Annotated in this window: 12 protein-coding genes; 1 reads left to right on the top strand and 11 read right to left on the bottom strand. The window is 50.8% G+C overall.

Annotated elements, in window-relative coordinates:
* Positions 1–170: 170 nt before the first annotated feature.
* From DWY93_RS08915 to DWY93_RS08905, 3 genes are all read right to left on the bottom strand, one after another.
* A complete protein-coding gene (locus tag DWY93_RS08915) occupies positions 171–821 on the bottom strand; it encodes an HAD family phosphatase (protein ID WP_117470041.1) in 651 nt (216 codons plus the stop codon).
* Positions 822–1,008: 187 nt separating this feature from the next.
* Complete coding sequence (locus DWY93_RS08910) at positions 1,009–1,647, bottom strand: cytidylate kinase-like family protein (protein ID WP_015552589.1); 639 nt, start codon at positions 1,645–1,647, stop codon at positions 1,009–1,011.
* 181 nt (positions 1,648–1,828) lie between these two features.
* On the bottom strand, positions 1,829–2,614 hold the full coding sequence (locus DWY93_RS08905; RefSeq protein WP_117470042.1) for an N-acetylmuramoyl-L-alanine amidase: 786 nt from the start codon (positions 2,612–2,614) through the stop codon (positions 1,829–1,831).
* Between the two features lie 302 nt (positions 2,615–2,916).
* On the opposite strand from DWY93_RS08905, the gene DWY93_RS08900 reads away from it, so the two are divergent.
* On the top strand, positions 2,917–3,132 hold the full coding sequence (locus tag DWY93_RS08900; RefSeq protein WP_117470043.1) for a hypothetical protein: 216 nt from the start codon (positions 2,917–2,919) through the stop codon (positions 3,130–3,132).
* 147 nt (positions 3,133–3,279) lie between these two features.
* Here the strand turns inward: DWY93_RS08900 and DWY93_RS08895 are convergent, their stop codons facing one another.
* The 8 genes from DWY93_RS08895 to rapZ form a co-directional block, all read right to left on the bottom strand.
* Entirely contained in the window at positions 3,280–3,717 is a 438-nt protein-coding gene (locus DWY93_RS08895) for an Lrp/AsnC family transcriptional regulator (RefSeq protein WP_015552591.1), read from the bottom strand.
* Positions 3,718–3,947: 230 nt separating this feature from the next.
* Positions 3,948–4,742, bottom strand: coding sequence for a diaminopimelate epimerase (gene dapF, locus DWY93_RS08890; RefSeq protein ID WP_015552592.1), 795 nt, complete (start codon positions 4,740–4,742; stop codon positions 3,948–3,950).
* Positions 4,739–5,116, bottom strand: a complete 378-nt coding sequence (locus DWY93_RS08885; RefSeq protein ID WP_015552593.1) for a metalloregulator ArsR/SmtB family transcription factor — start codon at positions 5,114–5,116, stop codon at positions 4,739–4,741. Before DWY93_RS08885 ends, dapF begins: the two co-directional genes overlap by 4 nt.
* A 60-nt stretch (positions 5,117–5,176) precedes the next feature.
* Positions 5,177–6,154, bottom strand: a complete 978-nt coding sequence (gene pfkA, locus DWY93_RS08880) for a 6-phosphofructokinase (protein WP_015552594.1) — start codon at positions 6,152–6,154, stop codon at positions 5,177–5,179.
* 196 nt (positions 6,155–6,350) lie between these two features.
* The gene (locus DWY93_RS08875; protein ID WP_117470044.1) at positions 6,351–9,830 is read right to left on the bottom strand and encodes a DNA polymerase III subunit alpha; all 3,480 of its coding nucleotides are present in this window, start codon (positions 9,828–9,830) and stop codon (positions 6,351–6,353) included.
* A 93-nt stretch (positions 9,831–9,923) separates the two neighbouring features.
* On the bottom strand, positions 9,924–10,178 hold the full coding sequence (locus DWY93_RS08870; protein ID WP_015552596.1) for an HPr family phosphocarrier protein: 255 nt from the start codon (positions 10,176–10,178) through the stop codon (positions 9,924–9,926).
* Between the two features lie 47 nt (positions 10,179–10,225).
* On the bottom strand, positions 10,226–11,185 hold the full coding sequence (whiA, locus tag DWY93_RS08865; protein ID WP_015552597.1) for a DNA-binding protein WhiA: 960 nt from the start codon (positions 11,183–11,185) through the stop codon (positions 10,226–10,228).
* 2 nt (positions 11,186–11,187) lie between these two features.
* Positions 11,188–12,057 (bottom strand): RNase adapter RapZ, encoded by an 870-nt coding sequence (gene rapZ, locus DWY93_RS08860; RefSeq protein ID WP_117470045.1) that lies wholly within the window; start codon positions 12,055–12,057, stop codon positions 11,188–11,190.

Raw genomic sequence — 12,057 nt, 5'->3', positions numbered from 1 at the left:
CGCTGACCGTAAGAAAACTTAGAATAGATAGCAAAAATCTTATCGGCACAGCCGATTTGGAATGGATTTTTGCGCGTAACTGTGAGGGCAAATGTTTTTGACCCCAACATCATTTTATATAACCTGTCCATGGTTTTAGCATTTTTGAAGCTTAACTGCTTTAGAAGAAATTACAGGTATCTCAAAATATCAGATATTGAATCGATATGGTAATCCGCCTTACTCTGGTCGAATCCGAACCGGTCATCCTTCAAACCGGCGATTGACATTCCGGCGCGGTATGCCGCCTCGATGCCCACGGTAGAATCCTCCACGACAAAGCACTCGTCCTCACGGATTCCCAGAGTATCCGCTGTATAGTGGTAGATCTCCGGATTCGGTTTGCTCTGTTTAAACTGCTTTCCACTGACGATCAGGTCAAATTCCGGGCGCATGCCCACCTCCTCCACGATCCTCGAGATCAGCTTCGGACCTGTGGAGGATACCAGCGCGACTGTATAGCCGCGGCGCTTTAATTCCTGCACTGTGGTCTTCATCTCCGGGCGGAAGATCTTCCGATAATCGATCCGGCTGTAAATGTCTCTTTCGGCCCACTCTTTGATCAGTGTTTCCCAGCTCTCACCGTTGTCTACGGCCCGCTCCATGACCATCCAGCTATCCTGCCTGCTGCGGCCCACCATCGGGTTGATATCTTCCATTGTGACCGCCGGATTCTTCTCTCTCGCGAATTCCAGCAGATATTTCATGTATACAAATTCACTGTCTACCATAACACCGTCCATATCAAAGAGGACTGCGCGGATCGGGCGTGTGATTTTCATGTGTATTCCTTTCTAATGACCTGTCAAAATAGTTTCTGTGTTTTTCTCGCTCTCGTTCCAGTCAGGAATGACGCACAGCGAATTTTACTGGTTTAAATTGTTTTATCATAAGGATCTTAATCCGACTCCCCATAATACAGAAAAGGCGGCTTAAGTGTAAGCCGCCTATATTCTATCGTATTTCCCTCTATTTTGCAAGAATCCCGCGCATTTTCAGGTAGTCTACCACACACTCCACCATATCGTCATAGGAAAGTTTTGTTGTGTTGATCATCAGATCGTAGTTCTCAAGATTCTCCCAGCTCTTTCCGGTATAGTAGCGGTAATAGTCGCGGCGCTCCCGGTCGATCCGCTTAATATTCTTTAAGATATCTTCCTCCGGGAAGTATCCTTTCTCACGGACTTTGTTGATCCTCTCCTCGATCTCCGCATACACAAAGAGCCGGACAAGGTTTTCAGTTCCGTCGAGGACATAGTCGGCGCAGCGGCCGATAATAATACAGGATTCTTCCTGAGCCAGTTTCCGGATGACCGATGACTGGAACCGGAACAGGTTGTCAGATGAGATCAGGTCAGATCCCAGAGACGGGGTTCCGTTTTCCGGAATCAGAGAGTGGATGATCCGGTATAACAGCTTATTTCCGGCTTTTTCATCGGCAAGGTGGAAATAGCTCTCGCGGATCCCGCTCTCCTCGGAGGTCATCTTTAAGATCTCCTTATCGTAAACATGAAGTCCAAGGCGCTCGCCGAGACGTTTCGCCATCTCCGCTCCGCCGCTTCCATACTGTCTTCCGACCGTGATCACAAATTTCTTATTCTCCGCCATAAATGCCTCCTTCTTCCCCTCCCGCCTCTCGGCAGATGTACCTGGAAAAATCATGGGAATGCTTTTTATTCTATCTGTATTTTACCATATATAGTTTGAAATTTTAAGTCTTTTTTATAATATTTTCGCTGTTTTTCAGCTCCTTCGTAAGTTTCACAATTACAAAATACAGGCATATAACTCATGTCTTTACAAGCAATGTCGGATATCCCAGCTTTCGAAGTTCCTGCTCCTGCCGCACTGCATTTTCCATATTCCGGAATGCCCCGGCGCGGACATAATAAAGTCCGTCCTTAAACGTCATAAACGCAGGGAATCCCTGGGATTTCAGGTGCTCCACTTCCCTCTCCGCGTTGGCTCTTACCCGATAGATCCCGGTCTGAACCATATAAAAGCCCGGCATCTCCTCGCCTGCCGTCTGCTTTTCCAGCTCCGCAAATGTCTGCACGATCCCATCCGCGATGGCATCCGCGGTCCGGCTCATGTTCTCATCGAAGAAGTCATTGTCCTTCTCATTGTCGATAAATCCAACTTCCACAAGAACCGCCGGAAGTGCTGTATCCCTGAGGACCACAAGATTCGGCCTCTCACTGATTCCAAGGTCGTTCCAGCCCACCGCCGCAAGCTTTTTGTTGATATTCTCCGCAAATGTCTCCGCATCGCCACCTCTCCCAAAGATCAGGCTCAGAGTTCCGGAAGCAGACCCCGGCACCGCCATGGCATTCCGATGGATCGACAAAAACAGATCCGCCGTGGAGCTGTTCCCGATCTGCGCCTTCTCATATGGACTGTTGTATACATCGCCGACTCTCGTGTACTCCACCCGGACCCCCCGGCGTTCCAGGGCATTTCCGATATCATAAGACAACGCCAGCGTATCGTCCTTCTCCCGTCTGTTCCCATATACCGCCCCCGGATCACTCCCGCCGTGACCCGGATCAATGATGACACTGTTCTGCTTTGCCAAAATTATTCTCCTTTTTCATAAATTTTATGATATGATACAATCATTGAGTCCAAAATCTGCGCTGTCCGGATATCCACAGCGATTTTTTGAATGAATGATCGGATACCTTATCATATTCCCGTATCATCAGACCTGCGCCATCCATGTCTTAAAACTTTCCCTGGCAATCACACGAAAGGATCTCTTTACACCATGTTAATCGTATTCAACCAGATGGTGAGTCTCTTTCTCTTAATGCTCACCGGCTATCTCGCCAACCGATCCGGCGTGATCGATAAGATTTTTGAGTCGAAGGTCTCCCGGTGATCACCTTCCTCGTCCTGAGATTCTTTATCAGGAACCGCATACTTTTAGAGATCTCCACGATCCTCTCCGGCTGCCCTATTGCTGGAAACGTGTCCATGCTCTGTATGGAATACAACCAAGATGTCACCCTGGTGTCGAAAGGGATCTGTATCTCCACTCTGCTGTCCATGATCTCGATCCCGATCGTGTCGGCATTGGTTGCGATCTTATAAATATCTCTGCCTCAGGCCATCCAACAATTGGTTGGAAATTCCTGCGGCAGATTAAAAAACGCTGTTTTTGCAGCAAAAAGGACATCTGAACCAGAAATACCCTCGTATCTCTCGTTCAGATGTCCTTTTTATTTTTCGTATGTATTCCTATTCCTGTACCTGCACGCCTCGTGGACCTACATGGGTGGCGAATACCACCTGGGTACTGGTCTTGCCGAACTTCTGGAGCTGGCCGAGGAAGCTATCGAGCTGCATTGTGCTCTCGAAGGCAACCTTCATGATCACGGAGTATTCTCCGGTAACGCTGCTGCACTCTAAGATGTTCGGGATTCCTTCCGCGTAGTTATAGAATTTCTGCTTGTCCTCCGGAAGCACGTTGAGGTTGATGAAGGCGAGGATGTGATATCCAAGCTTCATCGGATCGATCTGTGCCTGGTAGGATGTGATGATTCCATCTTTTTCCAGTTTTTCAATTCTTGCTGAAACCGCCGGGGAAGAAAGGAATGTCTTCTCCGCGATCATTTTCAAGGACGCTCTCGCGTTATGCTGCAGGATCTGCAGAATCTCCCTGTCAATATGATCCATAATTATCTCCTTTGTTCCGGTTTTCAAGTATATTTAGCTGTGTCATATGCCCGGAACTCCTTATCTATATACAGATAACCGTTCAGCCGCGCCGCATCCCTGCGGCAGACATCTGTGATATCCAGACCACCAAACGATTCCTGCGTTCATGTTTTATCTATGCTGCCCGACCGTATTTTCACGGATCCAGCACTGTTTTAAAGGCACCCGGCTGCTGTCAGTCTGGTATTTCAGATCTCCCCGTGGAACACTTCCGCCGCCGGACCTGTCATAAATACAGTGTCCTTTTCTCTGTCCCAACGGATCAGAAGGTCGCCGCCGAGCAGTGTCACGCGGACTTCATCGTCAGTAAGACCGTTTAAGATGCAGGCGACCGCTGTCGCGCAGGCACCTGTTCCGCAGGCAAGCGTCTCTCCGGAACCGCGCTCCCAGACACGCATATTTACATGTCCGCGGTCTACGATCTCCACGAATTCCGTGTTGGTGCGGTCCGGGAATTTTTCGTGGACTTCAAAGGACGGGCCGATCTTTTCGATCTCCATATCCTTGATTCCATCCATAAATACCACCGCGTGGGGATTTCCCATGGACACGCCGGTAAAACGGTACTCTTTTCCAGCCACCGTGATCGGCTCCCCGATCTCGGAGGTCTGCTCCGGACGCCCCATATCCACCGTCACAAGCCCTACCTTGCCGTCTTTTAATTTCATAGACAGATGCTTGATTCCGGATGCAGTCTCCACGTCGATCTCCGTCTTATCCACGATTCCGTGGTCATAGGAATATTTTCCGACACAGCGGATCCCATTTCCGCACATGGCACCCCGGGATCCATCCAGATTGTACATGTCCATCTGGCAGTCCGCAACCCTTGACGGCTTAATTAAAATCAATCCGTCCGATCCGATTCCGAAATGGCGGTCGCTGACCATCTTTGCCGTCCCGCAGGGATCTTCCACAGTCTCTTCAAAACAGTTTACATAAACATAATCATTTCCGATGCCCTGCATCTTCGTGAATTTCATATTTTCTCTCCTATATGCTCCATCCCCTGTGCGAGGATCGTCTGGATGTGACCGTCCGCAAGAGAGTAGAGAACGCTCTTTCCTTCCCTGCGGAACTTGACAAGGCGCATCTGCTTCAGGATCCGAAGCTGGTGGGAGATCGCAGACTGTCCCATTCCGAGAAGACTTGCAATATCGCACACACATAACTCCGACTGGCTGAGTGCATACAGAATACGGATCCTTGTGGAATCGCCGAATACCCGGAAGAATTCCGCAAGATTCTGGAGCTCCTCGCCTTCCGGCATCACGTCCATCACCCGTTTTACCACCTTGTCGTGGACATGAATAAACTCACAGTGCGGGGCGATCTTTTCGTCCTCTCTGATACCCATGTTCCTGCTCCTTTACTGCTGCTGCCGCAGGTCATACGGACAGCAGTTCTTTCCACGCAGTTAGCGCACGAGAAGTTTGCTTACTTCGTACTGCTCCTCCGGGATGTCTTTCTTCATATTCAGTGCCTCCTGGATATCGAAATCCACGAACTTGCCGTCCTTGTAGGCTACGATACGGTTGCTCTTTCCTTCCGCCAGAAGCTCTGCAGCTCTCGCACCCATAATGGACGCGTAAACACGGTCCTTACAGGTCGGTGTACCGCCTCGCTGGATGTGGCCAATGATGGTGGCACGGGTCTCGATACCTGTCGCCGCCTCGATCCTTCTTGCCATGGAAGTGGAGTGTCCGATTCCTTCAGCGTTGATGATGATGTGATGCTTTTTGCCGCGCTTTCTGTTCTCAATGATCCGGTTGATCAGGTACTGCTCATTGCCGTCGTAGCGCTCCGGAAGGAGAATATCCTCCGCGCCGTTGGCAATACCGCACCAGAGAGCGATATATCCGGCATTTCTTCCCATAACCTCGATGATACTGCAGCGCTCGTGGGAGGTGGAAGTATCACGGACTTTATCGATGGCTTCCATCGCTGTGTTTACAGCGGTATCGAAACCGATCGTATAGTCGGTACAGGCGATATCAAGGTCAATGGTTCCCGGAAGACCGATCGTGTTGATTCCGAGAGCGGAAAGCTTTCCGGCACCGCGGAAGGAACCGTCTCCTCCGATCACAACGATACCATCGATACCATGTTTCTTACATACCTCAGCGCCACGCTTCTGGCCTTCCTCAGTTGTGAACTCCTCACAGCGGGCTGTGTAAAGGATCGTACCGCCGCGGTTGATCGTGTCCGCAACGCTGACGCTGTCCATATCTACGATTTCTTCCTGAAGGAGTCCGGCGTAGCCACGCATGATTCCCTTTACCTTCAGGCCTTTATTGATAGCGGTTCTTACAACCGCACGGATTGCCGCATTCATTCCAGGGGCATCTCCGCCGCTGGTCAATACTCCGATCGTTCTGACTTCTTTCTTTGACATATGGGTTTCCTCCATAAAAAAATTCTGTCAATCATTCGCCGTACACGTCCTTATTTTAATGTAACTGCTCAGTTTTTTCGCAGTCACATGCAAAAATCCATTCCGGATCGACTTCGCCGATGGGATTTTTGCCTTCCAGCCAATGTTCTCTTACGGTCAGCGCAGTGAATGCACAGACCTACCAAACAGTTACATTTTAATACACTTTGCCCTTCTTTTCAATGACCTTTTGCACAACTTTGACATTTTTTTCACCAAGGATCTTATACAGGCGGTTTAGAAGATCCGGCCCTGCGAGGACTGCCCAGTTTTCGGAAAGTCTGCGCATTTTCCGTTCTTCTTTTAAATACATAATGACCCGGTCTTTTCCGTCGGAATCACGGAGTGCCGCCATGACATCGTCGATGTGGCTCGCGTAGAATGCCTGATTTTCGAACTGAAGCCAAAGCTCATTCGGGATATCGGTGAACGGGATCACTTCCTCGCAGATCAGCTTTCCTACCGGGTCATCACCGATGGACGCCCGGCCGCGGATAAACACCTTGTTTTCCTCGGTGAACGCCTGACGGTTCTTCTCGTAGATCTTCGGGAACACGAGAACTTCCACCGTTCCCACAAGATCCTCAACGGTGATGAATGCCATGAGCTGGTTCGTCTTTGTAGTCTTCACCTTTTTCGACGTGATCATTCCACCGATGACCACATTGGAATTATCCTCCACAATGGTCTTTCCGACCTCATCCACAACGAAATCGGAAGTTCTCGCCGTCACATTTTTCTCCCAGAGTTCCCGGTATTCCTCCATCGGATGACCGCTGACATAGATGCCGATGGTCTCCTTCTCGAATGCCAGAAGTGTCTGCTTGTCATACTCGCCCACATCCGGGAACGTGATATGGAAGTTGTCCTTTTCCTCCTCCGGGGCGATGTCAAAGAAGCTCATCTGGCCTTCCATGACCGTCTTTTTCTCTTTTGACTTGCTCTCCAGAAGGTCGCCGGAAACGATAAGCTTCTGCTTTCTCGTTCCCGGAAGTGTGTCCAGGGCACCAGATTTAATGAAGCTCTCCAGCGTTCTCTTATTGACTTCCTTGTTGGACATTCTGGACACAAAATCATCGAGGTTTTTGAAGAGACCGCCGCTCTCACGCTCGGCGATGATCACGTCAACCACGGCCCGGCCCACACTCTTGATGGCGGAAAGTCCGTAACGGATACCGTTTCCGGATACGGAGAAGCCGCTGTATCCCTCGTTGATATCCGGCGGCAGGATCGGGATTCCCATGTTCCGGCAGGCGAGAATGTACTCGGAGACCTTCGTGGTGTTGTCCATCACGGAGGTCATGAGCGCCGCCATGAATTCCTTTGGATAATAATATTTTAAAAACGCGGTCTGGTATGCAACCACCGCATAGGCCGCCGCATGGGACTTGTTGAAGGCGTACTTTGCGAAGTCCGTCATGTCATCGTAAATCTGGTTTGCCGTCTTCTCGTCGATCCCGTTGGCGATACAGCCCTTTACGCCCTCTTCCTCATTTCCGTAAACAAAGTTCTGGCGCTCCTTCGCCATGACCGCCGCCTTTTTCTTCGACATGGCACGGCGCACAAGGTCGCTTCGGCCGAGGGTATATCCGGCGAGATCTCGGACGATCTGCATGACCTGCTCCTGGTAGACGATACAGCCGTAGGTCGGCTTTAAGATCGGCTCCAGCTGCGGGCAGGTGTAGGTGATGGATTCCGGGTCATTCTTTCCCTTTAAATATTTCGGAATAAAGTCCATTGGACCCGGACGGTACAGGGAGATTCCGGCTATGATATCCTCCAGGGTAGTCGGCTTCAATTCCTTCATGAAGGTCTTGAAGCCGCCGCTTTCCAGCTGGAACACGCCCTCGTTCTTTCCTGTTCCGAGAGAATCCATGACCTTTTTATCATCATAATCGATGTGCTCGAGATCGAGCTTCACACCGCAGTTCTTTTCGATCATCTTCACCGCGTCCTGGATGACGGTGAGTGTGCGGAGTCCCAGAAAGTCCATCTTTAAAAGGCCCAGTTCTTCCAGCGTCGTCATCGTAAACTGGGTCACGATGGTGCCGTCGGCACCTCTCGATAACGGGACATACTCGTCAATGGAGGTCCTGGAGATCACGACGCCCGCCGCGTGCATGGAGGTGTGGCGCGGGAGTCCTTCCAGTCGCTTTGACATGTCGATGAGCTTTCTTACCTGCTCATCTGAATCATATAGCGCCTTTAATTCCGGGTTTTTCCTGAGTGCCAGGTCCAACGTGATATTTAATTCCGCCGGGACCATCTTCGATACCTGGTCGCAGAGGCTGTAGGGCAGGTCCATGACACGCCCCACATCGCGGATCACGCCGCGGGCCGCCAGGGTACCGAAAGTGACGATCTGGGCCACCTGGTCCTTCCCGTACTTTTCCACAACGTAGTCGATAACTTCCTGACGGCGCTCGTAGCAGAAATCCACGTCGATATCGGGCATGGATACTCGTTCCGGGTTCAGGAAACGCTCAAAGAGGAGCTGATACCGGATCGGGTCGATGTCCGTGATCTTTAAGCAGTACGCCACGATACTTCCCGCCGCGGAACCCCGCCCCGGTCCCACAGCGATCCCATGGGATTTCGCGAAGTTGATGAAATCCCACACGATCAGGAAGTAGTCCACGTAGCCCATGCTCTTGATGGTTCCGAGTTCATAATCCAGGCGGGCGCGGAGCGTTCCGTCATCATTCGGATAGCGCATCGCGAAGCCCTCATCGCAGAGGTGGTTTAAATAGCCCCAGGAATCGTAGCCCTCCGGCACATCGAATCTCGGGAGTTTTGTGACACCAAACTCGATCTCCACGTTGCAGCGCTCCGCGATCTTGTGGGTGTTCTCGATGGCTTCCGGGGCGTATGGGAAGAGTCTGCGCATCTCCTCCTCGGACTTCACATAGTACTGTCCGCCCTCGTAGCGCATACGGTTCTCGTCGGAGACCTTTTTCCCTGTCTGGATACAGAGCAGGATATCATGGGCCTCCCAGTCCTCGGCGTTGATATAGTGGCAGTCGTTTGTCGCCACAAGCGGGATATTTAATTCTTTTGAGAGTCGCATGATCCCCTGGTTTACCTGGCGCTGCATCGGGATCCCATGATCCTGAAGTTCAAGGAAATAATTGCCCTCGCCGAAGATCTCCAGATGGCGTTTTGCAGCCGCCTTCGCGTCCTCATAGAGACCTTTCTCCAGATATCTCGGGACTTCTCCGGCAAGGCAGGCGCTTAAAGCGATGATTCCCTCGTGGTACTCCCGCATGACCTCCTCGTCGATCCTCGGTTTATAATAGAAGCCATCCACAAAGCCTTTGGAGACGATCTTCATCAGGTTCTGGTATCCTGTATTGTTTTCCGCGAGAAGGACCAGATGGTAGTAACGGTCCTCGCCGTGTACAGTCTCGCGGTCAAATCTTGAGCCCGGGGAGACATACACCTCGCAGCCGATGATCGGTTTGACCCCGGCCGCACGGGCTGCCCGGTAAAAATCGATCACCCCGTACATGACACCGTGATCGGTGATCGCCATGCTGTCCATGCCAAGCTCTTTTGCCCGCGCCGCCAGCTCTCCTATTTTACTGGATCCGTCCAAAAGACTGTACTCTGTATGGACATGCAAGTGTGTAAATGCCATCTGTCTCCTCCGTATTTTTTATCATCAATTGCAAAAGGACTGTCACCCCGAAAGGCGGCAGTCCCGTAATGTCACTATATACAGACATGTCTCTTAGTTGTTGCTTAAATATTTTTCAATATCGTTTACTGCTTTCTCTTCGTCCACTCCGTCCGCTGTCACGACCACCTGCTCGCCGACCGGAAGATCAAGTGTCATCATGCCCATGATGCTCTTGGCATTGATCTTTTTGTTGTCGCTCTGGACGTAAATTGTACTCTCATAGCTGCTTGCAAGCTGCACTAACATCGCAATCGGTCGAGCCTCCAGACCAGAAGCAAGTTCGATAGTCACCGTACGTTTTGTCATAATAATCCTCCTCAATTGCACAAAGAATGGCGCTTACTAGTCTCCATTCACGTTTCGGTTCCCTGTTCCCGCAGTTTCTCCGCCATCTCACCAAGCTTCCTCAATCGATGGTTGACACCCGATTTTCCAACCGGCGGTTCCAGGTCTTCGCCCAGTTCCTTCAGCGTCGCTTCCGGTTTTAAAAGTCTTGCCTTTGCAATCTGCGCAAGACCATCTGGAAGACTTTCAAAGCCTACCGTGTCGCGGATAAACTCGATATCCTCGATCTGCTTCACAGCGGCTGACACTGTTTTGTTGATGTTTGCCGTCTCGCAGTTGACCTGGCGGTTGACATTTCCGCGCATCTCTTTCAGGATGCGGATGTTCTCCAGTTCCATCAGTGACAGATGGGCCTCCATCACATTCAGGATATCCACGATCTGGCTCCCCTCTTTAATATATACCACATAATAGCGTTTGCGGATGACAATTTTTGCATCAATGTCAAACGTTGCCATAATGGACTGGATCTGGCGGGCTTTCGCATCTGTCGCGCAGACGATCTCAAAATGGTAAAACTTCTCCGGATCACTGATGGAGCCGGATGCAAGAAAAGCGCCGCGCAGAAATGCCCTGCGGCAGCAGGGGTTCTGTACGACCACATTTCCCACAACGGAAAGATTCTCTCCGACCTCTCCGTCCTCCGTAAGAAGTTTTGTGGCTTTCAATACGCGGAGTGCATCCTCATGCTGTTTCACACAGACTGAATAGATCCTGTTTTTTCCCAGGTGCGCATTCCGCCGTATAGAGATATCAGTTTCTATATTAAATGTTTTTATCAATAATGTAAAGCACTTTCTGGCAACTGTCACATTTTCCGTGTGGATCTTGATGCTGTAATGATCGTCCCCGGAAATCTGGATCCGTCCGCAAAGGCTTAAAATCGCCGCAATTTCGGCGATCTGGCAATGCCTTGCCGGACTCATATGCCTGGAAAGCTCTTCCTTGATCCTGGAAGAAAAAGACATACTTACTTTCCTCCATCCTTCCCCGCGTCCCTGTGTTCCAGCCGGATCTCGTACCGCCCGGACTCCGTCAGACGCTTAAATACTTCTCCTGCGATCGTCACCGAACGATGGCGTCCGCCGGTGCATCCGATCGCGATCACGAGCTGCGTTTTTCCTTCCTGTTCATATTTCGGAATCACGAATTCCAGAAGATCATTCAGTTTCTTTAAGAACTCTTCCCCGGTACCACCCTGCATCACATAGTCCTGTACCGCCTGCTCCGTTCCCGTATGGAACCGGAGTTCCTCCACATAGTAGGGATTCGGGAGGAAGCGCACGTCAAACACCAGGTCGGCATCCGCCGGGATCCCATACTTGAAACCGAAACTCACGACTGTGATGAACATGCTGCTGCATCCATCCGCTTCGCTGTAGAGATTTTCCAGCTCATGGCGCAGTTCTTTTGTCAGAAGTCTGCTGGTGTCGATGACCTGGTCCGCCTCTTTTTTTAAGAAGGCGAGCTTCTCCCGCTCCAGCTCGATTCCCTTTTCCACGCGGCCGTTTCTTGAGAGCGGATGGCTGCGTCTCGTCTCCTTGAAGCGCTTGATAAGAACTTCATCGGAGGAATCCAGGAACAGGATCGAGAACGGGTATTTGTTTTCTCTCCATTTCCGGATGATAATCTCCAGATACGGCAGCTCCTCACCGCTTCGGACATCCACACCCAGGGCGATGTCCTGCTTTTCGCTCTGTCCGTTCATGACCAGCTCCGCAAATTTTTCAATTAAAAGGACCGGCAGGTTGTCGGCGCAATAGAAGCCCATGTCTTCCAGTGTTTTTAATGCCGTGGTCTTTCCTGCGCCCGACATGCCTGTCACGATTACAAGTCTCAA

The sequence above is a fragment of the Clostridium sp. AF28-12 genome, assembly GCF_003435225.1.
In the GTDB taxonomy this organism is placed as follows: Bacteria; Bacillota; Clostridia; order Lachnospirales; family Lachnospiraceae; genus Pilosibacter; species Pilosibacter fragilis.
The sequence above is the reverse complement of the archived record's forward strand: the minus strand, read 5'-3'. Positions and strand labels throughout refer to the sequence as shown.

Bases quoted from the DNA above. Each gene is read 5' to 3' on its own strand.
- DWY93_RS08875 (WP_117470044.1), bottom strand. From the start codon at position 9,830: ATGGCATTTACACACTTGCATGTCCATACAGAGTACAGTCTTTTGGAC.
- DWY93_RS08910 (WP_015552589.1), bottom strand. From the start codon at position 1,647: ATGGCGGAGAATAAGAAATTTGTGATCACGGTCGGAAGACAGTATGGA.
- DWY93_RS08915 (WP_117470041.1), bottom strand. From the start codon at position 821: ATGAAAATCACACGCCCGATCCGCGCAGTCCTCTTTGATATGGACGGT.
- pfkA (WP_015552594.1), bottom strand. From the start codon at position 6,154: ATGTCAAAGAAAGAAGTCAGAACGATCGGAGTATTGACCAGCGGCGGA.
- DWY93_RS08885 (WP_015552593.1), bottom strand. From the start codon at position 5,116: ATGGGTATCAGAGAGGACGAAAAGATCGCCCCGCACTGTGAGTTTATT.
- DWY93_RS08870 (WP_015552596.1), bottom strand. From the start codon at position 10,178: ATGACAAAACGTACGGTGACTATCGAACTTGCTTCTGGTCTGGAGGCT.
- whiA (WP_015552597.1), bottom strand. From the start codon at position 11,185: ATGTCTTTTTCTTCCAGGATCAAGGAAGAGCTTTCCAGGCATATGAGT.
- dapF (WP_015552592.1), bottom strand. From the start codon at position 4,742: ATGAAATTCACGAAGATGCAGGGCATCGGAAATGATTATGTTTATGTA.
- DWY93_RS08895 (WP_015552591.1), bottom strand. From the start codon at position 3,717: ATGGATCATATTGACAGGGAGATTCTGCAGATCCTGCAGCATAACGCG.